The sequence below is a fragment of the Streptomyces sp. NPDC002309 genome, assembly GCF_053593375.1.
Map to the genome: position 1 here is coordinate 44975 of NZ_JBSFCI010000005.1, position 20969 is coordinate 65943.

The 20969-nt window shown below is 72.0% G+C and carries 24 protein-coding genes; 7 read left to right on the plus strand and 17 right to left on the minus strand.

Annotated elements, in window-relative coordinates; genetic code table 11:
* Position 1: 1 nt before the first annotated feature.
* A complete protein-coding gene (locus ACWCPM_RS06205) occupies positions 2 to 829 on the minus strand; it encodes an enoyl-CoA hydratase family protein (RefSeq protein ID WP_450974946.1) in 828 nt (275 codons plus the stop codon).
* A 338-nt stretch (positions 830 to 1167) separates the two neighbouring features.
* Here ACWCPM_RS06205 and ACWCPM_RS06210 point away from each other — a divergent pair, with 338 nt between their 5' ends.
* Complete coding sequence (locus ACWCPM_RS06210; protein ID WP_450974947.1) at positions 1168 to 1638, plus strand: ATP-binding protein; 471 nt, start codon at positions 1168 to 1170, stop codon at positions 1636 to 1638.
* Positions 1639 to 1705: 67 nt separating this feature from the next.
* Here ACWCPM_RS06210 and argF read toward each other — a convergent pair whose 3' ends face one another.
* The 4 genes from argF to ACWCPM_RS06230 all read right to left on the minus strand — a co-directional run bounded on the left by argF (position 1706) and on the right by ACWCPM_RS06230 (position 8204).
* Complete coding sequence (gene argF, locus ACWCPM_RS06215) at positions 1706 to 2713, minus strand: ornithine carbamoyltransferase (RefSeq protein WP_450974948.1); 1008 nt, start codon at positions 2711 to 2713, stop codon at positions 1706 to 1708.
* A gap of 130 nt (positions 2714 to 2843) precedes the next feature.
* On the minus strand, positions 2844 to 4067 hold the full coding sequence (locus tag ACWCPM_RS06220; protein ID WP_450974949.1) for an arginine deiminase: 1224 nt from the start codon (positions 4065 to 4067) through the stop codon (positions 2844 to 2846).
* A gap of 121 nt (positions 4068 to 4188) precedes the next feature.
* On the minus strand, positions 4189 to 6729 hold the full coding sequence (locus ACWCPM_RS06225; RefSeq protein WP_450974950.1) for a polynucleotide kinase-phosphatase: 2541 nt from the start codon (positions 6727 to 6729) through the stop codon (positions 4189 to 4191).
* A complete protein-coding gene (locus ACWCPM_RS06230; RefSeq protein ID WP_450974951.1) occupies positions 6726 to 8204 on the minus strand; it encodes a 3' terminal RNA ribose 2'-O-methyltransferase Hen1 in 1479 nt (492 codons plus the stop codon). The genes ACWCPM_RS06225 and ACWCPM_RS06230 overlap by 4 nt, the downstream gene beginning before the upstream one ends.
* A 186-nt stretch (positions 8205 to 8390) precedes the next feature.
* On the opposite strand from ACWCPM_RS06230, the gene ACWCPM_RS06235 reads away from it, so the two are divergent.
* Both ACWCPM_RS06235 and ACWCPM_RS06240 read left to right on the plus strand, forming a co-directional pair.
* Positions 8391 to 9224: a DUF4232 domain-containing protein gene (locus ACWCPM_RS06235; protein ID WP_450974952.1), complete on the plus strand. Its 834-nt coding sequence runs from the start codon at positions 8391 to 8393 to the stop codon at positions 9222 to 9224.
* Entirely contained in the window at positions 9224 to 9706 is a 483-nt protein-coding gene (locus ACWCPM_RS06240; protein WP_450974953.1) for a hypothetical protein, read from the plus strand. The genes ACWCPM_RS06235 and ACWCPM_RS06240 overlap by 1 nt, the downstream gene beginning before the upstream one ends.
* A 33-nt stretch (positions 9707 to 9739) precedes the next feature.
* On the opposite strand, the gene ACWCPM_RS06245 is transcribed toward ACWCPM_RS06240, so the two are convergent.
* Positions 9740 to 10663: an LLM class F420-dependent oxidoreductase gene (locus ACWCPM_RS06245; RefSeq protein WP_450974954.1), complete on the minus strand. Its 924-nt coding sequence runs from the start codon at positions 10661 to 10663 to the stop codon at positions 9740 to 9742.
* 292 nt (positions 10664 to 10955) lie between these two features.
* Between ACWCPM_RS06245 and ACWCPM_RS06250 the strand changes: the two genes are divergently transcribed.
* On the plus strand, positions 10956 to 11135 hold the full coding sequence (locus tag ACWCPM_RS06250; protein ID WP_450974955.1) for a hypothetical protein: 180 nt from the start codon (positions 10956 to 10958) through the stop codon (positions 11133 to 11135).
* A 57-nt stretch (positions 11136 to 11192) separates the two neighbouring features.
* On the opposite strand, the gene ACWCPM_RS06255 is transcribed toward ACWCPM_RS06250, so the two are convergent.
* From ACWCPM_RS06255 to ACWCPM_RS06275, 5 genes are all read right to left on the minus strand, one after another.
* Complete coding sequence (locus tag ACWCPM_RS06255; protein WP_450974956.1) at positions 11193 to 11627, minus strand: hypothetical protein; 435 nt, start codon at positions 11625 to 11627, stop codon at positions 11193 to 11195.
* A gap of 26 nt (positions 11628 to 11653) precedes the next feature.
* Entirely contained in the window at positions 11654 to 12124 is a 471-nt protein-coding gene (locus ACWCPM_RS06260; RefSeq protein ID WP_450974957.1) for a DUF6099 family protein, read from the minus strand.
* Between the two features lie 209 nt (positions 12125 to 12333).
* A complete protein-coding gene (locus ACWCPM_RS06265; protein ID WP_450974958.1) occupies positions 12334 to 12687 on the minus strand; it encodes a nucleotide pyrophosphohydrolase in 354 nt (117 codons plus the stop codon).
* A complete protein-coding gene (locus ACWCPM_RS06270) occupies positions 12684 to 13856 on the minus strand; it encodes an AAA family ATPase (protein ID WP_450974959.1) in 1173 nt (390 codons plus the stop codon). The genes ACWCPM_RS06265 and ACWCPM_RS06270 overlap by 4 nt, the downstream gene beginning before the upstream one ends.
* Before the next feature lie 115 nt (positions 13857 to 13971).
* Positions 13972 to 14364 (minus strand): cell division protein SepF, encoded by a 393-nt coding sequence (locus tag ACWCPM_RS06275; protein WP_450974960.1) that lies wholly within the window; start codon positions 14362 to 14364, stop codon positions 13972 to 13974.
* Between the two features lie 253 nt (positions 14365 to 14617).
* Here ACWCPM_RS06275 and ACWCPM_RS06280 point away from each other — a divergent pair, with 253 nt between their 5' ends.
* Positions 14618 to 15034, plus strand: coding sequence for a VOC family protein (locus ACWCPM_RS06280; protein ID WP_450974961.1), 417 nt, complete (start codon positions 14618 to 14620; stop codon positions 15032 to 15034).
* Positions 15035 to 15433: 399 nt separating this feature from the next.
* Here ACWCPM_RS06280 and ACWCPM_RS06285 read toward each other — a convergent pair whose 3' ends face one another.
* The 5 genes from ACWCPM_RS06285 to ACWCPM_RS06305 all read right to left on the minus strand — a co-directional run bounded on the left by ACWCPM_RS06285 (position 15434) and on the right by ACWCPM_RS06305 (position 19223).
* Positions 15434 to 16708 (minus strand): APC family permease, encoded by a 1275-nt coding sequence (locus tag ACWCPM_RS06285; RefSeq protein WP_450974962.1) that lies wholly within the window; start codon positions 16706 to 16708, stop codon positions 15434 to 15436.
* A 383-nt stretch (positions 16709 to 17091) separates the two neighbouring features.
* On the minus strand, positions 17092 to 17484 hold the full coding sequence (locus ACWCPM_RS06290) for a type II toxin-antitoxin system death-on-curing family toxin (RefSeq protein ID WP_450974963.1): 393 nt from the start codon (positions 17482 to 17484) through the stop codon (positions 17092 to 17094).
* Positions 17481 to 17675, minus strand: coding sequence for a ribbon-helix-helix protein, CopG family (locus ACWCPM_RS06295; protein ID WP_037672007.1), 195 nt, complete (start codon positions 17673 to 17675; stop codon positions 17481 to 17483). The genes ACWCPM_RS06290 and ACWCPM_RS06295 overlap by 4 nt, the downstream gene beginning before the upstream one ends.
* A 98-nt stretch (positions 17676 to 17773) precedes the next feature.
* Complete coding sequence (locus ACWCPM_RS06300; RefSeq protein ID WP_450974964.1) at positions 17774 to 18682, minus strand: TIGR02677 family protein; 909 nt, start codon at positions 18680 to 18682, stop codon at positions 17774 to 17776.
* Positions 18683 to 18740: 58 nt separating this feature from the next.
* On the minus strand, positions 18741 to 19223 hold the full coding sequence (locus ACWCPM_RS06305; protein ID WP_450974965.1) for an ATP-binding protein: 483 nt from the start codon (positions 19221 to 19223) through the stop codon (positions 18741 to 18743).
* Between the two features lie 145 nt (positions 19224 to 19368).
* Between ACWCPM_RS06305 and ACWCPM_RS06310 the strand changes: the two genes are divergently transcribed.
* Together ACWCPM_RS06310 and ACWCPM_RS06315 are read left to right on the plus strand one after the other, a co-directional pair.
* Positions 19369 to 20217: a helix-turn-helix domain-containing protein gene (locus ACWCPM_RS06310; RefSeq protein ID WP_450974966.1), complete on the plus strand. Its 849-nt coding sequence runs from the start codon at positions 19369 to 19371 to the stop codon at positions 20215 to 20217.
* Positions 20214 to 20411: a DUF397 domain-containing protein gene (locus ACWCPM_RS06315; RefSeq protein WP_450974967.1), complete on the plus strand. Its 198-nt coding sequence runs from the start codon at positions 20214 to 20216 to the stop codon at positions 20409 to 20411. The genes ACWCPM_RS06310 and ACWCPM_RS06315 overlap by 4 nt, the downstream gene beginning before the upstream one ends.
* Here the strand turns inward: ACWCPM_RS06315 and ACWCPM_RS06320 are convergent.
* Positions 20408 to 20728, minus strand: a complete 321-nt coding sequence (locus ACWCPM_RS06320; protein WP_450974968.1) for a 3'-5' exonuclease — start codon at positions 20726 to 20728, stop codon at positions 20408 to 20410. The two genes, ACWCPM_RS06315 and ACWCPM_RS06320, sit on opposite strands and share 4 nt — an antisense overlap.
* Positions 20729 to 20969: the final 241 nt, after the last annotated feature.

Genomic DNA, 20969 nt, shown 5'->3' on the forward strand with positions numbered 1-20969 from the left:
CTCACCGTCCCTGCCACTTCGGCGGGCGCTTCTCCGAGAAGGCCGCGTGGAACTCCGCGTAGTCCTCGCCGTTCATGAGGAGCGCCTGCGTCGAGGCGTCCAGTTCGACCGAGGCCGCCAGCGGCATGTCCAGTTCGGCCGTCAGCAGGGCCTTCGTCTGGGCATGGGCCAGCGCCGGGCCGTCGGCCAGGCGGCGGGCCAGCCGCTGGGCGGCCTCGTCGGCCCGGCCCTCGTCGGTCATCTCGCTGATCAGTCCGATGCGCTCCGCCTCGGGTGCCCGGACCGGTTCGCCGAGCATCAGCAGACGGGTCGCGTGGCCCAGGCCGACCACCCGGGGCAGCAGATAGGCGGCGCCCATGTCGCCGCCGGACAGACCGACCCGGGTGAAGAGGAACGCGAAGCGGGAGGAGGGGTCCGCGACCCGGAAGTCGGCGGCGAGCGCCAGGACCGCCCCGGCGCCCGCCGCCACGCCGTGCACCGCCGCGATCACCGGGAACGGGCACTCCCGGAGGGCGCGGACCACCTGGCCCGTCATCCGGTTGAAGTCGAGGAGCTCGGCCGTGTCCATGGAGAGGGTGGCGCCGATGATCTCGTCGACGTCCCCGCCCGAGCAGAAGCCGCGCCCCTCGCCGGCCAGTACCAGGGCGCGCACGGACCGCTCCCGCGACAGCTCGGCGAGCAGGTCGCGCAGGTCGGCGTAGGCACCGAAGGTGAGGGCGTTGAGCTTGTCCGGGCGGGCCAGTGTGACCGTGGCGACCCCGTCGGCCCGGTCGACGCGCAGATGGCGCCAGGGCGAGGTGGGGGCGGCGGAGCCGGTGAAAGGACTCATGGGGTGCGGCCTCCTCGGGCGGGCACTGCCTCACTGACCTCTACCCCCCGACGTTATCACTCATTCGTGACTGTCGTCAGGACTGCGCGATAGAAGGAACGAGGACATGTGGCCTGGTCACACGGGTGCGGCCGGGTCACAGAAGTCACCGGACATCAATAACGCGGTAACAGCGGGAGCATCCGTGCAATCCCGTCCGTTCAGCGGGGTAAGCCGCAGTCACGGGGCCTCGGTCCCGGGCGGTGCCCGTCGTGAGACTTCGCCGAGCGGCGCCGTACCCTTTCTACGGTTGAACGCGGGACGACCTGAGATCTCGGCATTCAGGAGATGCCCGCACCATGAACGGACTGGCCTTGCACGATCGCCCCTCAGCCCCCGCCTCCTGGCGCATAGCACTGCCGCATTCCGTGGCGGCCGTGCCCGTGGCCCGCGCGCTGGTCCGTACGGCGCTCGCGGAGCTTCACCACGGCGCCGACAGCGACACCGCCGAGCTGCTCACCGCCGAGCTGGTGGCCAACGCGGTGGAGCACACCACGGGCGACGCCCCGATAGAGCTGGTCGTGGAGCTGCTGCCGAGCGGCTGCAAGGTCGAGGTGCACGACCCCGACCCCGCGCCGCCCGCCCACCTCACCCGGCCCGCCGAGCGCGAGCCCGACCCCTGGCAGGAACACGGGCGCGGCCTGCTGCTGATCCGCACGCTGAGCGCGTCCTGCGGTCACCGCCCCACCGAGTCCGGCAAGGCGGTGTGGTTCAGACTCCCTGTCGTACCGCGTCAGCGGCAGCCTCACCACCGGCCGCGTCCGGCGTAGCGATCCGCGCCGGGCGCGACTCGCGGCGCCCGTGGCCGAGGTGGACGAGCAGTCCCCGGGAGACGGCTCAGCCGAGGGTGGCGACCAGGACCGCCTTGATGGTGTGCAGCCGGTTCTCCGCCTGGTCGAAGACCACCGAGTGGGCCGACTCGAAGACCTCGTCGCTGACCTCCAGGTAGTCCCGGCCGTGCCGGGCGTGGATCTCGCGGCCGACCTCGGTACCGAGGTCGTGGAAGGCGGGCAGGCAGTGCAGGAACTTCACGTCCGGGTCGCCGGTGGCGCGCAGCACGTCCATGGTCACGGCGTACGGGGCGAGCGCGGTGATCCGCTCTTCCCAGACCTCCTTGGGCTCGCCCATGGAGACCCAGACGTCCGTGGCGACGAAGTGGGCGCCGAGGACGCCCTCGGACAGGTCCTCGGTGAGCGTGATCCGCGCACCGCTGGTGGCCGCCAGCGCGCGGGCCCGGTCGACGACCTCCTGGGCCGGCCAGTAGGACCTGGGCGCGACGATCCGGACGTCCATGCCGAGCAGGGCACCGGTGACCAGGTAGGAGTTGCCCATGTTGAAACGGGCGTCGCCGAGGTAGGCGAAGGTGGTCTCCGTCAGCGGACCGGCGCCGTGCTCGGTCATGGTGAGGACGTCGGCGAGCATCTGGGTGGGGTGCCAGTCGTCGGTGAGGCCGTTGAGGACGGGCACGCCGGCGTACGCGGCCAGTTCCTCCACCTTGGCCTGGCTGTCCCCCCGGTACTCGATCGCGTCGTACATCCGGCCGAGCACACGGGCGGTGTCCTTCACCGACTCCTTGTGCCCCATCTGAGAACCGGACGGGTCGAGGTACGTCGTCGAGGCGCCCTGGTCGGCCGCCGCCACCTCGAACGCGCAGCGGGTGCGGGTCGACGTCTTCTCGAAGATCAGCGCGATGTTGCGGCCGCGCAGATACCGGGTCTCGGCCCCGGCCTTCTTGGCGGCCTTCAGCTCCGCGGCCAGCTCGACCAAGCCCAGGAACTCCCGCTCGGTGAAGTCCAGCTCCTTGAGGAAGTGGCGGCCCGCGAGGGCGGCCGGGACTGTCGCCATGAGGTGCGCTCCAGAAGGACGGGGGCAGGGACAGGAAGCGAAAGTCTATACGAAGTTCTGAATTTCTATACAGTCTCGCGGCCCTGTCCGCACGGGCCCGTACAGCACGGCCCCGGACAGCACGGCCCCGCTACACGGCGTCGCGCTGCACGGGGCAGCTCATGCAGCGTGGCCCCCCTCTTCCCCGCCCCAGCTCGCTGCCCGGGATCTCGATCACCTCGATGCCCTGCTTGCGCAGATGGGTGTTGGTGGTCGCGTTGCGTTCGTAGGCGACGACCACGCCGGGTTCGACGGCGAGCACGTTGCAGCCGTCGTCCCACTGCTCCCGCTCGGCCGCGTGCACGTCCTGGGTGGCGGTCAGGACCCTGATCTCGCTCAGCCCGAGAGCGGCGGCGATCGCGCGGTGCATGTGCTCCGGCGGGTGGTCGGTGACCTTCAGCTCCTTCTCGCCCACGCCCGGCTCGATGGTGTACGAGCGGAGCATCCCGAGCCCGGCGTACTGGGTGAACACATCACGGTCGACCATGGTCATCACCGTGTCGAGATGCATCAGGGCGCGCCGCTTGGGCAGGTCGAGGGCCACGATCGTCTCCGCGGAGCCCGCGGCGAACAGCTTGTGCGCCAGCATCTCGACGGCCTGCGGGGTGGTCCGCTCGCTCATGCCGATGAGCACCGCGCCGTTGCCGATCACGAGCACGTCCCCGCCCTCGATGGTCGACGGGTAGTCGGCCTGCCCCTGCGACCAGAGGTGGAACCTTTCGTCACGGAACAGCGGGTGGTGCCGGTAGATCGCCTCGAAGTGCACGGTCTCGCGCTGCCGGGCGGGCCAGCGCATCGCGTTGATGGAGACGCCGTCGTAGATCCAGGCGGAGGTGTCGCGGGTGAAGAGGTGGTTCGGCAGCGGTTCGAGCAGGAAGTCGTCGAGGTCCATGACGTGGAAGCGCACCGATGTGGGCTCCGCGTGCGCGTCCAGGAACTCCCGTTTCGTCATCCCGCCGACCAGCGCCTCCGCCAGCTCCCGCGTGGGCAGCGCCTCGAAGGACGCCCGGAGGTGGTCCGTGGCCAGCGGGCCGTACTCCTTCTCGTCGAAGACCCTGTCCAGTACGAGCGTGCGGGCCTCCGGGATCTCCAGGGCCTCGACGAGCAGGTCGCCGAACAGGTGGACGGTGACACCGCGGTCACGCAGCACGTCGGCGAACCCGTCGTGCTCGGCGCGCGCCCGGCGCACCCAGAGGACGTCGTCGAAGAGGAGGGCGTCCTTGTTGCTGGGGGTGAGCCTTTTGAGCTCTAGATCCGGCCGGTGAAGGATGACGCGGCGCAGCCGCCCGGCCTCGGAGTCGACATGGAATCCCATGCCTCCATCCTGACCTTTCGCTCTCCTGTTCACCCCCTCTTTCGGCAGGTCGCCCGCACAGCAGGGAGCCGGACCGCGCCCGGGGCGCGGTCCGGCTCGCCGGCGGGCGCGGCTGCCTTGGCTAGAGCCGCGGGTCCACCGGCTCCGACTCCAGGGCCAGCACCCCGAACACGGCCTCGTGCACCCGCCACAGCGGCTCGCCCTCGGCCAGCCGGTCGAGGGCCTCCAGGCCGAGCGCGTACTCCCGCAGCGCCAGCGACCGCTTGTGGTTCAGGAACCGCGAGCGCAGCCGGGCCAGGTTGTCCGGGCGGGTGTACTCGGGGCCGTAGATGATCCGCAGGTACTCACGGCCCCGGCACTTGATGCCGGGCTGCACCAGACGTCCCTGCGCGTCGCGCACCACGGCGCCGACCGGCTTGACGACCATGCCCTCGCCGCCCCGGCCGGTCATCTCCAGCCACCAGTCGACGCCGGCCCGCACCGACTCCGGGTCGCCGGTGTCGACGTACAGCCGCCGGGTGGTCCGGAGCAGTCCGGTGCCGTCGTGCTCGACGAGGCGGTCGAGCAGGGCGAGTTGCCCGTCGTGCGGCAGGTCGGCGAGGCTGCGGCCCTGCACGGCCAGGATCTGGAACGGGGCGAGGCGTACGCCGTCCAGACCGTCGGTGGGCCAGCAGTAGCGCCGGTACGCCTCGGTGAACGACGCGGCGTCGGACGACCGCTCCCGCTGGCGCTCCAGCAGGGCTCCGACGTCGACACCACGTGCCGCGGCCCCCTCCAGCGCGGCCAGCGCGCCCGGGAACACCGCCCCGGAGGCGGCGCCGACCGCCGCGTACTGACTGCGAAGCAGCCCGGACGCCTTCACCGACCACGGCATGAGTTCCGCGTCGAGAAGCAGCCAGTCGGTGGCGAGCTCCTCGAAGAGACCCGCCGCTTCGGCCGCCTCCCGGAGCCGTCCGAGGACCTCCTCGGTGACCGACCCGTCGTCGAAGAAGGGGCGGCCGGTGCGGGTGTAGAGCGAGCCTGTGGGGCCGTCCACCCCGAACCGCTTCCGGGCCGCCTCCGCGTCGCGGCACACCAGCGCCACCGCCCGCGAGCCCATGTGCTTCTCCTCGCACACGACGCGCGCGACACCGTCGTTCGCGTACTGCGCGAAGGCCTCCGCGGGGTGCTCCAGGTAGCCCTCCACGTGCGAGGTGGCCGTCGGCGCCATCGTCGGCGGGAGGTACGGCAGCAGCCTCGGGTCGACCGCGAAGCGGCTCATGACCTCCAAGGCCGCCGCCGCGTTCTCCTCGCGCACCGCGATCCGCCCGGCGTGCCGGGTCTCCACGACCCGCCGGCCGTGCACGTCCGTCAGAGCCAGCGGGCGGCCGTCCTGCCCGCCCGGCGCCTCGCTCCGCAGCGGCTTGGCCGGTTCGTACCAGACCCGCTCGGCCGGTACGTCGACCAGTTCCCGCTCCGGCCAGCGCAGCGCGGTGAGCTTGCCGCCGAAGACGGCCCCGGTGTCCAGGCAGATGGTGTTGTTGAGCCAGGTGGCCTCCGGGACCGGGGTGTGGCCGTAGACGACGGCCGCACGGCCGCGGTAGTCCTCCGCCCACGGGTAGCGCACCGGCAGCCCGAACTCGTCGGTCTCGCCCGTCGTGTCGCCGTACAGGGCGTGGCTGCGGACCCGGCCGGAGGTGCGGCCGTGGTACTTCTCCGGCAGCCCCGCGTGGCAGACGACCAGCTTGCCGCCGTCGAGGACGTAGTGGCTGACCAGTCCGTCGATGAACTCCCGTACCTCCTTCTTGAACTCCTCGCTCTCGTCCTCCATCTGCGCGACCGTCTCCGCGAGGCCGTGCGTCTGCTGGACCTTGCGGCCGCGCAGATACCGTCCGTACTTGTTCTCGTGGTTGCCGGGCACGCAGAGGGCGTTGCCGGACTTCACCATCGCCATCACGCGGCGCAGCACACCCGGGCTGTCCGGGCCGCGGTCGACGAGGTCACCGACGAAGACCGCCGTCCGGCCGTCGGGGTGGACGCCGTCGGCGTACCCCAGCCTGCCGAGCAGCGCCTCCAGTTCGGCGGCGCAGCCGTGGATGTCGCCGACGATGTCGAAGGGGCCGGTGAGGTGGGTGAGGTCGTTGAAGCGCTTCTCCGTGACGACGGTGGCGCTGTCGACCTCCGCCGTCCCGCGCAGGACGTGCACCTTGCGGAAGCCCTCGCGCTCCAGGTGGCGCAGGGAGCGGCGGAGTTCGCGGATGTGCCGCTGGATCACCCGGCGCGGCATGTCGGCCCGGTCGGAGCGGGCCGCGTTGCGCTCGGCGCACACCTCCTCGGGCACGTCCAGCACGATGGCGATGGGGAGCACGTCGTACTTCCTTGCCAGCTCCACCAGTTGCCGCCGCGCGTCCGGCTGGACGCTGGTCGCGTCGACGACCGTGCGGCGGCCGGCGGCGAGGCGCTTGCCAGCGATGTAGTGCAGGACGTCGAAGGCGTCCCGGGTGGCGCTCTGGTCGTTCTGGTCGTCGGAGACCAGGCCCCGGCAGAAGTCCGAGGAGATCACCTCGGTGGGCTTGAAGTGCTTGCGGGCGAACGTGGACTTGCCGGAGCCGGAGGCACCGACGAGGACCACGAGGGAGAGGTCGGTGACGGGCAGGGCGCGCCCCACGGTGTCGGCGGTCATGCGGACTTCTCCTCCTTCGTGGTGCCGGTGCCGGCCGCGCCCAGGGAGAACACGGCCATCTGGGTGGGCGGTCCCACCTCGGGGTCGTCGGGCCCGACCGGCCGGAAGTCGACCTCGTACCCGTACCGTTCGGCGACGGAGCGGGCCCACTGCCGGAACTCGGCGCGGGTCCACTCGAAGCGGTGGTCGCCGTGCCGGACGTGCCCGGCCGGGAGGGTCTCCCAGCGGACGTTGTACTCGACGTTCGGGGTGGTCACGAGGACCGTGCGGGGGCGTGCGGCGCCGAACACCGCATACTCCAGGGCCGGCAGCCGGGGCAGGTCGAGGTGCTCGATCACCTCGCTGAGCACGGCGGCGTCGTAGCCCCCCAGCCGGTTGTCGGTGTAGGCGAGCGAGCCCTGGAACAGCTTCACGCGCGCGGCCTGCCGCTCACCCATGCGGTCCAGCTTCAGCCGCCGCGAGGCGATGGTCAGCGCCCGCATCGACACGTCGACACCGACGATCTCGGTGAAGCGCACGTCCTTCAGCAGCGCCTGCACCAACTGGCCCTGTCCGCAGCCGAGGTCGAGGACCCGGGCGGCACCGGACTCCTGGAGCGCCGCCAGGATCGCCTCGCGGCGCTGCACGGCGAGCGGCGTGGGCCTCTCGGCCTCCTCCGTCTCCGCCTCGACCGCGTTGTCGACGGCCTCGACCTCGCTGTCGTCGGTCTCGGCGAGGCGCACCAGTTCGAGCCGCTCCCTCGCCTGCCGGGTCAGGGTCCAGCGGCGCGAGAGGTAGCGGCGGACGATCAGCTCCTGCTCCGGGTGGTCGGGCAGCCAGCCCTCACCGGCCCTCAGCAGCTTGTCGACCTCGTCGGAGGCGACCCAGTAGTGCTTGGCGTCGTCGAGGACGGGGAGCAGGACGTACAGGTGGCGCAGGGCGGCGGCGAGGGTCAGCGCCTCGGACTCCAGCACCAGCCGCACGTACCGCGAGTCGCCCCACTGCGGGAACTCGGTGTCCAGCGGCACCGGATCGGCCGTCACCGTCCACCCGAGCGGCTCGAACAGCCCGCGCACCAGGGCGGGACCGCCGCGAGCCGGCAGCGCGGGTATCTCGATCCGCAGCGGGAGCGGCTCGGCGGCACGCTCGGGCCGGGCGGCGCACACTCCGCGCATCGCGCTGGAGAAGACGGCGCTCAGCGCGACGGCGAGCAGCGAGGAGGCCGCGTACGGGCGGTCGTTGACGTACTGCGCCAGGGCCGCGTCGGGTGCGCCGCCCCGGCCCTTGGCCTTGCCGCGCCGGACCAGTGCCACCGCGTCCACCTCCAGCAGCAGCGCCGCCGTGCAGCGCTCGGCGTCGGCCTCGGGGTAGAGGACGTGCGCCGTGCCGTAGGAGGTGGAGAACACCTGCGCGTTGTCGGGATGCTTGTGCAGCAGGAATCCGAGGTCGGTCGCGGGGCGTTCTCGGGTACCGGTGGTACTGATCGTCAGGAACACGGTCGTTGCCTCGAAGGGGTCTGAAATGCGGGTGTGCGGACCCGCGGGACCCTGCCAACGTACCCACAACAACGCCCGGCCACCTGGCATTTTTCCGCTCGGCCCGAATGCGGCTGTGACAGGGCTGTGACCGGAGGAGTGGCTTCCGCCACAGCTCCACGTGGCCGGTGCTGGTCGACTCGGCGGATGCGTCCCCTCCTCCCCGTCTGCGCCCTGCTGCTGCTCACGGCGTGCGTCGCCCAGCACCCCGGTTCGGGCTCCGTCTGCGCGGCCGACCCCTCGTGGACGGAGCGGGACGGGGTCAGGATCACGGGCCTGAGCGGCGCCGCCTGCGACCGCGTCGAGTTCGAGGTCGACCACGAGGGGGCCGAGGCCTTCACGTACTTCGTCTCCCTGACCTTCACCTCGGAGACCGGGGCCGCGATGTCCACCGTGCGGGAGACCGTGGAGGCGGTCGGGCGGGGGCACCCGGTGCGGCGGACCGTCACCATGACCGCCGGGGAGCGCGTGTCGCTGACCAAGGTCAGGAGCGTTCCTGCCGACGAGGCCCCCTCGCAGGCGGGCCCGTGCCCGGCCTCGGGGGTAAGGCTCTACGCCGATCAGGGCGACGCCGCGATGGGGCTGCGGGTCGTGGGACTGCACCTGGAGAACTGCGGCACCGAGTCGTACGCGCTCGACGGCTACCCCGAACTCCAGATCCTCGACGAGGAGCACGAGGTGGTCGAGGGGGTGCGCGTCCTCGAGGGCGGGGACGCCATCGCCACCGGCACGGGGGCCGACGCCCCGCCGCGGCCGTTGACCCTGGCACCCGGCGAACGCGCCTGGGCAGGGCTGGTCTGGCGCAACACCACGGAGTCCGGCGAGGCCGTGAACGCCCCCTACGTACGGACCTGGGCGCAGCCCGGTGCCGCGCCCGTGACGGTGGTCCCGGAGCTGGACCTGGGGACGACGGGAAAGCTCGGGATCGGCGCGTGGCAGAAGGACGAACAGGGGCAGCGGCCGGAAGGGCCGGTGAACTGATGGGCGGCGGACTCCTCCTGCTGCTGGTCCTCGTCATCGGCGCCGTCACCGCGTTCGGCCTGTCCGGCTACGGCTTCGGCACCCTCTCGGCACACGGCGTGCGCCGGGCGGACCGCGTGACGCGGTTGCGCTCCCTGGCCGCCCTCGCGGGGGCAGCGGCCGCCGCCGTGTACACCTGGGGCGCGCTGCACGTGCTGGGCGCCTACCTGGAGGTGAAGGACGGCGGTGCGGGCTCGGCACCCGCCCGGCCCTGCCTCGCCGCCGGGGGGCCGGAGAAGGCCGCCGTGACCCTGGACGTCGACGTGCAGGTGATCCCCGTCCGGCTGGTCTGCCGCACGAGGACGGGCGAGAGCTACCCGGCCGGCGTGCCGGGCCACATCAACCCCGCCGCCGCGTTCCTCGCCCTGTCCGCCGCCCTGCTCGCCGTCGGCGCGGGGTACGCGTCCGAGCTGAAGGCGCGCGAGCGGGGGCGGAGCGGATGAGGGACGCGGCCGCCGGGCGGACGTCCTCGTGCGTTACGGCAGCTGCGCCTGGACCCGGTCGGAGATCAGCTCCAGGTGGTCCAGGTCGGTGAGGTCGAGGATCTGGAGGTAGAACCGCCGGGAGCCGATCTCGGCGTAGCGGCCGATCTTGTCGACGACCTCGGCGGGGGAACCGGCCAGGCCGTTGAGCTTCAGCTCGTCGACCTCGCGGCCGATCGCGGCGGCGCGGCGGGCGACCTCCCGCTCGTCCCTGCCGACGCAGACGACGAGGGCGTTGGAGAAGACGAGGTCGTCGGCCTTGCGTCCGGCCTCCTCGGCGGCGGCGCGGACCCTGCCGAACTGGCGGTCGCTGTCCTCGGCGGAGGCGAACGGCATGTTGAACTCGTCGGCGTACTTCGCGGCCAGCCTGGGCGTGCGGGTCGCGCCGTGGCCGCCGACGAGGACGGGGATCTTCGGCTGGGTGGGCTTGGGCAGCGCGGGCGAGTCCTTGAGCTGGTAGTACGTGCCGTGGAAGTCGAAGGTACGGCCGGACTCCGTGGCCCACAGCCCCGTGATGATCTCCAGCTGCTCCTCCAGACGGCCGATCTTCTCCTTCGGGAAGGGAATGCCGTACGCGGTGTGCTCCTCCTCGAACCAGCCCGCGCCGAGGCCGAGTTCGACCCGGCCGCCGGACATCTGGTCGACCTGCGCGACCTGGATGGCGAGCACGCCGGGCAGCCGGAAGGTGCCGGCGGTCATCAGGGTGCCGAGCCGGATGCGCTGGGTCTCGCGGGCCAGCCCGGCAAGGGTGATCCAGGCGTCCGTGGGGCCGGGCAGGCCGTCCACGGAGCCCATCTTCAGATAGTGGTCGGAGCGGAAGAAGGCGTCGAAGCCCAGGTCCTCGGTGGCCTTCGCGACGGTGAGCAGGGTGTCGTAGGTCGCCCCCTGCTGGGGCTCGGTGAAGATTCGAAGATCCATGATTCCATCCTGCCTGCTCGGGCACCGGCGCAGCGCATAGTTCTGGGCGCCGTCGCATAGATCTGGGCGCCGTCGCGTCGATCGGGCCGCCGTCGCGCGGGGCGTGGCCGGGTCCCCGCCGAGGGTGAAATACGTCAACGCCACGCACGGGGCCGCGCCCGCGCCAGTGACCGGCCCCGACGGTGATCGTTGGCTCGGGCGGAGCCGGACGCCCGGCGCCCGCACCGGCCGGCCGATGCCGGAGCGACACCCGTATCGGCCCTCCCCGGGGGCCAGGGCCGAGGAGGCCGACATGTCCGAGGAGACCGTGCCGCAGCAGGGCGGGTCCGAGTCCCGGCCGAAGGGGTTGCTGCAGCAGATGGAGGAACTCATGGCGGCGCTGAACGCGGACCTGTCGGCCCTCGACGCGGACCTCCAGGCCGCCGGCACGAAGCGCAGGGCCGATCCGCCGGAGGGTCCGGAAGGCGCCTGAACACCACCGGCGAGGGGCGGCTTCGCCCGACGGGAGAACGGCGGTGCGACGCGCCGCTCACCGGAACGCGGCAGTCACCCGGGCCTCGGCCACCGACACCCGGCCGTCCGCCGGGAGCACGACGCGGGCTCGTGCCGTCACGGCGTCGAAGAGGGGCCAGGCGTCCACCCGCGCCGTGCCCCGGGTGGGGAACAGGCCCCGCGCCAAGGACTCGTCCAGCAACGCCCGCACGTTGCCCGCTTCGTAGAGGTTCAGGTACTCCCGGTCCGGCAGGCGTATCGCCGCGCCCTCGTCGAAGTAGCCGTCGGCGACGACCCGGTCTCGCCCCGGCCGGAACACCAGGCGCAGACAGGCGCCGCCTTCGAGCCGCCACAGCGTCACCGTGCTGCGGCACCCGGGGTAGCCCCGCACCCGGTCGTGCCGGTGGCCGAAGCACCAGCCGTATGCCACGCCGTCCGCCATCAGGCGGCGGACCCTGCGTCTGGTCCCCACGGCCACACTGTAGGGCCCGTCGAGCCTCAGCCCGCCTCCCGTGCGGGCACCGCCTGTTCTCGGGCGGCCAGCTTGCGGAGCATTTCCCGCACCCGGTCCCGCGACTCGTCCGCCGCGTCGATGGCCTCCATGCACTGCCAGTACGTCCCGTCGTCGGGGGCGGCGCAGGTGATACCGACCAGGGCGATGCCCACCTCGCCGAGCAGGCTGCCCAGGTGGAGCAGGGCCTGGCGGGCGTCGCCCAGCTCGGTGAGCTGGGCCGCGCGCAGCTCACCGGGGGCCAGCTGAGGTGCGTCCAGCACGCCGCAGCCGCGGCCCGCCAGCTCGGTCAACCCCAGTGCCTCACCCCGTAGTTCGGGGGGGCCGAAGACGGCGAGGCGGCTGCCGATCGCCTGGGCGAGGGACTGCGCCTGCCACACCTCCGTCATGATCTCGGAGACCTCGCCGCCTCCTGTCAGGGCACGCCTGCTCGTCAGGATGAGCCGCACCGCGTCCATGCGCTGCCCCCGTCTGTCCCGACGCGCTCTGTCCGCACGTCTGACCGAACTCCCTTGTTCACTACCCAGCGTGAGGGCGCCTGAGACGAAAAGCCAGCGGACGACCGAAATCTGTGGACACAATTCGGATTCAGTTCGGAATTCATATACGTAGCGTGAAAGCGGACCGCCGCCCTCCCATGAGCGGACCGACGCGTCCCGCCAGAAGCTCACGGCCCTTCCGGCACCGGGAACCTCTCCTCGTTGCGGTCGATCTTCGCCGCGAGCGCGGCCAGCGGGTCGACCCCGAGCACCTCGCACAGCTGGAGCAGATACGCGAGGACGTCGGCGACCTCGTCCCTGACCCGATGCGCGGCGTCGGCGTCACCCATCACCCGCGCCGACTCCTCGGGAGTCAACCACTGGAAGATCTCCTGGAGTTCGGACGCCTCGACACTGAGCGCGGCGACGAGGTTCTTGGGCGTGTGGTACGGCTGCCAGTGGCGCGCCGCGGCGAACGCCACCACCCGGCGCTGAAGGGCGGCGAGATCCGGCGGTCCGGGATGTTCCGAGGGTGCTGTCACGGCTTCAGGTGTACCACCGTGATCCCGTCCTCCGCCGCCGCCCACGACGCGTCGCTCACCGTGCCGACCCAGCGGATGTGCCCCCGCTCCCCCATCCGGGCCGCCAGCCGCAGCAGTTCGGTGCGCTGCGGCACGTCGAGCGCGCGGTCGAAGCCGTCGGCCAGCACCGTGAGCGTCTGGAGCGCGGCGGGCACCTCCGCGACCGGGTCGACCTCCAGGACGCCGGGCCCGGTGAGCAGCACCAGAGCGAGCGCCAGATACCTCAACTCCCCGTCCCCCAGCCGCCCGAAGCCGGTCCGGTACCCGTCACCCCGGTCGAGGCTCCCCTGGATCGTGCCGTCGGCGCCCGCCTCGGCGAGCACGTCCGTGACGTTCCCGGCGCAGCCGGCCCGCACGGCCGCGACGAACAGTCCGTGCCGTCGCGCGCACTCCTCGCGGGTGCGCGCGAGGACGCCCGCGAGGTTGCCGCAGCCGCCGAGAAGGCGCCCGGCGCCGGCCGGCGCCGGGCCGCGCATCCGCTCCGGCAGCGGATCGCAGACGAACACCGACCGCAGCGCCACCACCATCTGCTCCGCGGCGGCGAGCACCTGCCGCTGCCCGTGGGTCCTGCCGGCCACCCGCAACGGCAGCAGCGCGGTGCCGAGCCGGTCGTCGGGCAGCGGCGCCCGCGTCACGGGCACCGAGCCCCCGTTGTGCCACGCGGCCTGCACGGCAGGCCGTCCCGGGTCGCGCAGCGCCGTCTCCAGCAGGACCACGGACCCGGACGTCAACCGCTCGCCGACAACCCGCAGTTCGGGCTCGGCCTGGACGGCGACGTCGAGTCGTACCGGGCCCGCGGGGCCGTTCGCCGTACAGCCGATCCGGAATCCGCGCCGTTGCTGGGCGTCCGGCCGTGCCCCCTCCGGCACACAGGCGGCCGGGTCCGGGAACACCTCCCCGAGCGCGGCCCCGCCGCCGAGCCGGGCCAGCGCCTCGTAGGCCCGCAGCGCGGTCGTCTTGCCGGAGCCGCTCGGCCCGGCGAGCACCGTGCACGGACCGAGCGGGAACCGGGCGCCGCGGTGCCCGGCGAACGCGGACAGCCGCAGCTCCGTGACGCAGGGCCGCTCCGGACATGCCGGGGCGGACGAGGAGGGAGTCGTGGGGGACGGGGTGCTCTCAGTCGCGGCCATGTCCGGACCGTAGGAGACGGCGCGACGGCCGAACCGTTCCGCCCGGCGGACCTTCCTACGATCGGGCGACGCCGGCCCGCGCCCACGCCCCTGGCGAACGCCCCCCTGGCCCCGTCTACATGCCCGGCCCTCCCGTGGCACCCTCCATCAGTCCCTGGACCTCGGTCCCGGGCGGGGTCAGCAGGAACACGTTGCGGTCCACCCGGTGCATCCCGCTGGCCCGGCCGAAGACGACGCCGGTGCTGAAGTCCAGGACCCGTTTGGCGACGTCGGTCTCGGCGCCCGAGAGGTCGAGCAGGACCGGGATGCCGGCCATCAGGGTCTCGGCGACCTCACGGGCGTCCGCGAAGACGTTGACCCGCAGCACGACGAAACGGCGGCGGGCCTCCGTCGGCGCCTCCGGCAGGGCACGGTGGCCCACCGCGGACGGCCAGGCGTCGCGTCCCCGCAACGGCACGACCTGGGCGAGCCCTTCCCACTGTTCATCGGTGACGTCGTGGCGGTTCACCGGCTCCCCCGATCTGCCTCGCACTCATCGCCTGCACCGACCAATTCTTACGCCATGTCACCCGTTCGGCCGAACAGCGACACGGTCGGCGAGGTCGAAGCAGCCGCTTCACGGCCCGCTGCCGGGACTCGGCGGGGACGAAGGCGATGGGGTGAGGACGAGGGACGCCGGCGCCCTCGGGTGCGGCGGGCCGTTGTCAGTGGCCGGGACTAGGGTGCGAAGCAATGACCGTCCGCCCTCTCGGGAGGTTCTCATGGCTTCGCGGCTCAATCCCTATCTCGTCTTCGACGGCGACGCCCGCCAGGCGCTGGAGTTCTACGAGGAGGTCTTCGGCGGCACCCTCGCGGTCAGCACGTACGCCGACCTCGGCGGCCAGTCCGGCCCCGCCGACGCCGACAAGGTCATGCACGGCATGCTGGAGACGCCGAGCGGTTTCACGCTGATGTGCGCGGACACCCCGCCCGGCGAGGAGTACAGCCGCGGCAACGCGTACTCGATCAGCCTGAGCGGCGAGGACGAGTCCGAACTGCGGGGCTACTGGGAGAAGTTGTCGGCCGGTGGCACGGTCACCGTGCCGATCGAGAAGCAGATGTGGGGTGACGTCTTCGGCATGTGCCAGGACCGCTTCGGCATCGCATGGATGGTCAACATCAGCGGGCAGCAGGGCTGAGCGGACCGCGCGCGGGCACGCACGCACAACACCGGGGCCGCACGGGACGAGCGGGCGGGGTGGTCCCGGCGGCGGCGCCCCTCCCGGCTCCGGACGGCGATCCGCCGGACGGCGATCCGCCGGACGGCGTGGGCAGGGATGTGGCTCTTTCCGCCTTGACTGCGGGGGAAGCGATCGGGTGCACCGGATCCCGGTGAGCGGAGGACGTCCGGTGCCTGCGCGACAGGGCGCGGAGGTGATCGCCTGCGGGCCGGCGGGCTCACGCGGTACGGCCCTGGGAGACGTGGGGTACCCCGAGCGGCGAAGCCCTGCGCAAGTGTGGTCGAGGTCTCGGCCGGACGCCCGTCGCCGCGAGGCCGAGCGGGGACGCCGGAGGACCCGGCGCCGAGGCACGTTTCCTCAGGTGGTGCCGCGCCCGATCGCACCGCGCACCGCGTAGGCGACGGCGCCGACGGCCAGCACGGCCGCTCCGGAGATCACCGAGGAGAGCGGCAGGGCGAACGCCAGAACGAGACAGCCGGCCAGCCCGACCACCGGGATCGCGGGGTGCGGGCGGCCCTCCGCCGGGGTCAGGGTCCAGGCGGACGCGTTGGCGACGGCGTAGTAGGCCAGGACACCGAACGAGGAGAACCCGATCGCGCCGCGCACGTCGGCCGTCGCCGCGACCACCGCGACCACCGCCCCGACGGCGAGTTCGGCGCGGTGCGGCACCTTGAACCGCGGGTGGACGGCCGCGAGGGCGTGCGGCAGATGCCGGTCGCGGGCCATGGCCAGGGTGGTGCGCGAGACGCCGAGGATCAGCGCGAGGAGCGAGCCGAGCGCGGCCACGGCGGCGCCGGCCGCGACGACCGGCGCCAGCCACTCCACGCCGGCGGCCCGGACGGCGTCCGACAGCGGGGCGGTCGCCCGCGCGAGGCCGACCGGGCCGAGGACGGTCAGGGTCGCGACGGCGACCAGGGCGTAGACGGCCAGAGTGATGCCGAGCGCCAGCGGTACGGCCCGGGGGATCGTGCGTGCCGGGTCGCGGACCTCCTCCCCCAGGGTGGCGATCCGGGCGTACCCGGCGAAGGCGAAGAACAGCAGGCCCGCGGCCTGGAGCACACCCCCGAAGGTCGCGTCGTCCCCGACGTCCAGACCGGCCGCGTCCGCCCCGCCGGAGGTGAGGGCGGCCACCACGACCGCGGCGAGCACCGCCAGGACGACGGCGACGATCACGCGGGTCAGCCACACGGACTTCCGCACGCCGGCGTAGTTCACCGCGGTCAGCGCCACGACCGCCGCGACCGCGACGGCGTGCGCCTGCCCGGGCCAGACGTACGCGCCGACGGTGAGGGCCATCGCGGCGCAGGAGGCGGTCTTGCCGACCACGAAGGCCCATCCGGCCAGATATCCCCAGAAGTCGCCGAGCCGCTCACGGCCGTAGACGTAGGTGCCGCCCGAGGCGGGGTGACGCGCGGCGAGCCGGGCCGAGGAAGTGGCGTTGCAGTAGGCGACCACCGCGGCCAGGGCGAGAGCGAGCAGCAGTCCGGAGCCGGCGGCCCGTGCGGCGGGCGCGAGCGCGACGAAGATCCCGGCGCCGATCATCGAGCCCAGCCCGATCACCACGGCGTCCGGCACACCGAGCCGGCGGTCCAGCTCGTCCGGCGTCCGCGCGCTGTTCGACTGCTCGCTCAAGACCACTCCTTCGACAGCGCCCCACGGACCACCAGACCTGGACCGAGGCCGACCGACCTGAGGCGACTGCGGCCGACGATACGTGAGGTGGGTTGCGGGTCCGTGAACGCGTTCGACCATGGCTCCCCGTGCTCGGCACGCCGTCGCGGTGTCGCCCTGATAGGGCGTGCGCGCACACGGTGACGATGGGGTCCTGGACCGATCCCGGAAGCTTTGCCAAGGTCCGCAAGGTCCTCGACGGTGTCACCGTCGCAGCCCCGGCCACCGCGGTCGAACCCGTCGGCGTGAACATCGAGGGCTCCAGCAGACCGACGTCCTCAAGACGCTGCTCGCCGTGCGAATCAACGAGGGCAGCGAGATCCCGTACCTCACGACGTCGAACGTCAGGAAACGGGGAACCAGGCCGCCAGACTCTTGGCAATGGCCGGTACATCGATGTGGTCCTGCGCGACTTCCTCGACGAACGGGCCGGCAAGGGAGACGGGTGGCGGGACGGTACCGGCGCTGACGCCGTTGAACCGCAGGAAGACACGCATGGCGAGCCAGGCGGTGCGCTTGTTGCCGTCGATCAGCGCATGATTGCGTGCGACGGAGTGCAGCAGCGCGGCCGCCTTCTCGTGCAGTGTGGGATACAGCTCGGCTCCGAACACGTTCGTCCGGGGCCGTTCGATCGCCGACACCAGAAGGCCCATGTCACGCACGCTGTGCTCGGTACCGTTGACCGTGCGGGCGATGGCCAGGATCTCGTCGATCTGGATGTAGCGCACGTCCGTCACTTCAGGTAGTCCAGAATCTCCGCATCGCTGTCCATCAGCTCGGCCAGGACGTCATCGACCTTCAGCTCGGCCCGGTTCTGGGCGTCGCGGATCGCCTCGATGGCAAGCTCCTGCTTGCTGCGACCCTCCCGACGGGCCCGCTCGGTGAGCTTCGCGTCAAGGTCGTCGGGGAGCCGAAGTGTCATCGCCATACAGAGATGATACCAGGCCGGTATCATCTGCCGTCGGGTCGCGCCCTCGGCTCCGCGGAGGCGCGGTAGAGACTTCCGTTTCGAGCGTGATCCGGACGTCAAGGATCCGTCGCGATCCTCGAGCCTGCGGTAAGGGTCTTTGACTCGCGGTTTTGTTGCTCTGGCGGCAGCCGGGCCTGCGACTCCCGCCCCTCCTCCGACACGAACCACTGGGCGAGCCCGGACCAGCGCGCGGCCCACCTCTCGTACGCCACCGTCTCCGCCCGCTCGGCCTCCTCGGGAGCGGCGTCGGCGGCCTCCCGCGCGGCGGCGAGGGCCAGCAGCGGCCCCACCCTCCCCTGTTCCTCCAGCTCGCCGATGAGCAGGGCGATCCGCCCGCCGAGCGTGATCAGATCCTGGATGAACCGCTCCAGGTACTGGATCAGCCGGTCCTTGTACGCGAGGAACGCCTCGACCTCGATGTCGTGCAGGTCGATGGTGCGCTGCAACGAGCCGATGAAGGCACGCGCGTTGCCCGCGAGGTCGGTGAAACGAGCCGTGAGGACGGACAGCGCGATGTACGCCTTCGCCGGATCCGGCTCGTCCTCCTGGGCGATCACCAGGAGCGCCCGCAACTGCGTGACGATGTCGTGCAGCGCGACAGCCTGGAGTTCCCCACGGCGCCCGAGCGTCGTGTCGTACGTCCCGAGCGCCGCCTCGGCCGCCTCGCCGGCCCGGGTGAGCTGGTAGATGAACCGCCTGCGGTAGAAGTCCTCGACGGCCGTCACGCGGGCGTGGTCAGGATCGGCCCGCAGGTTCCCCCACCCCACAAGCCTGTCCAGCGCCGTCACCACCGCCTCGACATCACCGGGCCGGGCGTCCGCGTCCATCGCCGCGAACACGTCCTCCGGCCGCAGATGCACCGCGAACCGCTCCTTGGCCGCCAGGAATGCCCGCATCACCTGACGGTAGAGGGCGGAGTGGGGCACGGTGAGGTGCGCGAACGGGCTGTAGTCCTGCGAGGTCATCGTGGGTCCATTGTCCCCGACGGCCACCCTCGCCGGAGCACGATGTCTGGTTTTCGTCTCACGCCGGAGGCATGGCCGCGCACTCCGCCCACACCGTCTTGCCCGGCCCGTCGGACCGCGCGTGCCAGCCCCAGCGGGACGCCAGCCCCGCGACGATGACCAGCCCACGGCCCCCGGTGTCCTCGGGGTCCGCCGCGCGCAGCGTCTCCGGGCGGGGCGGTGTGCGTTCGGCGCGGGTGTCGGAGACCTCGATCCGGACCACGGCACCGGGGGCTCCGGTCTCGTAGAGGCGCAGATGGAAGTCCCGGCCGGACACGTGCCCGTGCCGCACCGCGTTGGCGGCCAGTTCGCCGACGACGAGAGTAATCGCCTCGTGCGAGCCGCCGCCGTACGGGATCCCCCAGGTGTCCAGCCGGTGGGCGGCCAGCCTGCGGGCGAGCCGGGCGCCGCGCGGGGTGGAGGTGAAGCGCATCTCGAAGGCACGGCCAGGCACGAGGGCGGGGGCCGGGCCGTCCGGTGGGCAGGCGGGTTTGTTCGTCATGCCGACGACGGTGCCGCCGGTCGCGTAGCGTGACCAGTGGTGACTCACTGACGCGGGCCGGTTGTACGCGCGTTGGCGGTACGAGTACGAGCGGTGCGGCGTGACGCCCTCCCTGGACGGGCGTTGGGGCAGGGAGGCGGTAGGGGTGACCGAGGCAACGGAAGAAGAGAGCACCGCGGGCCAGGCGGCGGACGCCTCGGGCCGGGGCGTGGTCGCCGCGTTCGGCCAGACCATGAAGACGCTGCGGGCACGGGCGGGCCTGGAGCGCGAGGAGTTGGGGCGGCGGATCGGCTACTCGGCGTCCACGGTCGCGTCGTTCGAGCAGGGCCGGCGGATCCCGTCCCCGAGGACCATCGACAAGGCGGACGAGGCGCTGGGGGCGGAGGGGCTGCTCACGGTGTGGAAGGAGCAGGTGGAGAGGGCGCAGTATCCGGTGTTCTTCCAGGGGATGGCGAGGCTGGAGAAGGAGGCCATCGAGCTGCTTGCGTACGACACTCTTATGGTCAAGGGCCTACTCCAGAGCGAGGAGTACATGAGGGCCGTACTCGCCATGCGACGACCGCCTCTGGATCAGGAGACGATCGAGCAGCGGGTTACGGCGCGCCTCGCCCGGCAGGACATCTTCGACCGCCAGCCCGCTCCGCTCCTCAGCTTCGTGATGGACGAATCAGTACTACGGCGTCCGCTCGGCGGTAGGGATGTACTGCGAGGCCAGTTGGAGCATCTGCTTCTCGTCGGGCAGAAGCGGAACGTCGAGATTCAGTTCATGCCACTCGACTGTGAGGAAAGCGCGGGCGTGGACGGGCCGTTCACAGTCGTCACGCGGGATGACGGCAAGAAGTTCGCGTATACCGAGGCACAGGGATCCAGCACCCTTCAGACCGATGCGCAACAGACAGCGCTGGCCGCCGCCCGCTATGGGATCATCCGATCGCAGGCTCTCAGTCCGCGAGAGTCCCGGGAGTTCATCGATAGGTTGCTGGGAGAGCTATGAACACCGCTGAGTCCTCGGCCGTCGCGTCCGACCTCGCCTGGTTCAAGAGCAGCTACAGCGGAGCTGAGGGCGGCGACTGCGTAGAGATCGCGCCCGGCCCCGAAGTCGTGCACATCCGTGACTCCAAGGCCGTGGCCGGACCTGTGATGCGTGTGTCGCGTGCGGCTTGGGCGGGGTTCCTCGGGCGCCGCTAGACCGGCAGGTACGGGCTCGGCTTGCCGTACCAGCTGACGCGCAGGGCGTCAAGGGCCCGGGTCGCCGCGAAGAACAGCAGGGAACGGGCCTTGAGTTCCTCGCGGGCGAATCCCCACGGGTCCGCGTCACGGTAGCGCTGGACGACCGAGGCACGGGGGATCACGCCGTCCATGGCACCGACGATGGCGAGCCGCTGGTATTCAAGGCCCTTGAAGCGGTGCATGGTGCCGACGTGGATATCCCCGTCCCCCTTCGCGCCGTCCTTGGTGAGTTCGGCGACGGTGAGGCCGGCCTGGGACACGATCCGGTGGTTCACCCGCACCTTGCGGGAGGTCGCGTCCAGGCAGCGCGAGGGAAAGCGTGTGTGCTCCAGCGGCCGGACCCCGGAAGACGGAGAGCGCAGGGACCCCAGCACGCGAACGAGGACCGGCGGAATCGGCACACCGGCCCTGGCACCCGCACTCCCGTTGACCGTCTTCCCGCATTTCATACCGTCAGATATGCGGAGAGAACGACGACTTCGTGTTCAAGACCCTGTTCACAGCGACCGAACGGGG

Bases quoted from the DNA above. Each gene is read 5' to 3' on its own strand.
- ACWCPM_RS06225 (WP_450974950.1), bottom strand. From the start codon at position 6,729: ATGACCGCCGACACCGTGGGGCGCGCCCTGCCCGTCACCGACCTCTCC.
- ACWCPM_RS06220 (WP_450974949.1), bottom strand. From the start codon at position 4,067: ATGGGATTCCATGTCGACTCCGAGGCCGGGCGGCTGCGCCGCGTCATC.
- ACWCPM_RS06305 (WP_450974965.1), bottom strand. From the start codon at position 19,223: ATGACGAACAAACCCGCCTGCCCACCGGACGGCCCGGCCCCCGCCCTC.
- ACWCPM_RS06315 (WP_450974967.1), top strand. From the start codon at position 20,214: ATGAACACCGCTGAGTCCTCGGCCGTCGCGTCCGACCTCGCCTGGTTC.
- ACWCPM_RS06295 (WP_037672007.1), bottom strand. From the start codon at position 17,675: ATGGCGATGACACTTCGGCTCCCCGACGACCTTGACGCGAAGCTCACC.
- ACWCPM_RS06280 (WP_450974961.1), top strand. From the start codon at position 14,618: ATGGCTTCGCGGCTCAATCCCTATCTCGTCTTCGACGGCGACGCCCGC.
- ACWCPM_RS06205 (WP_450974946.1), bottom strand. From the start codon at position 829: ATGAGTCCTTTCACCGGCTCCGCCGCCCCCACCTCGCCCTGGCGCCAT.
- ACWCPM_RS06300 (WP_450974964.1), bottom strand. From the start codon at position 18,682: ATGACCTCGCAGGACTACAGCCCGTTCGCGCACCTCACCGTGCCCCAC.
- ACWCPM_RS06260 (WP_450974957.1), bottom strand. From the start codon at position 12,124: ATGGACGCGGTGCGGCTCATCCTGACGAGCAGGCGTGCCCTGACAGGA.
- ACWCPM_RS06210 (WP_450974947.1), top strand. From the start codon at position 1,168: ATGAACGGACTGGCCTTGCACGATCGCCCCTCAGCCCCCGCCTCCTGG.
- ACWCPM_RS06270 (WP_450974959.1), bottom strand. From the start codon at position 13,856: ATGGCCGCGACTGAGAGCACCCCGTCCCCCACGACTCCCTCCTCGTCC.
- ACWCPM_RS06240 (WP_450974953.1), top strand. From the start codon at position 9,224: ATGGGCGGCGGACTCCTCCTGCTGCTGGTCCTCGTCATCGGCGCCGTC.
- ACWCPM_RS06250 (WP_450974955.1), top strand. From the start codon at position 10,956: ATGTCCGAGGAGACCGTGCCGCAGCAGGGCGGGTCCGAGTCCCGGCCG.
- argF (WP_450974948.1), bottom strand. From the start codon at position 2,713: ATGGCGACAGTCCCGGCCGCCCTCGCGGGCCGCCACTTCCTCAAGGAG.
- ACWCPM_RS06235 (WP_450974952.1), top strand. From the start codon at position 8,391: ATGCGTCCCCTCCTCCCCGTCTGCGCCCTGCTGCTGCTCACGGCGTGC.
- ACWCPM_RS06245 (WP_450974954.1), bottom strand. From the start codon at position 10,663: ATGGATCTTCGAATCTTCACCGAGCCCCAGCAGGGGGCGACCTACGAC.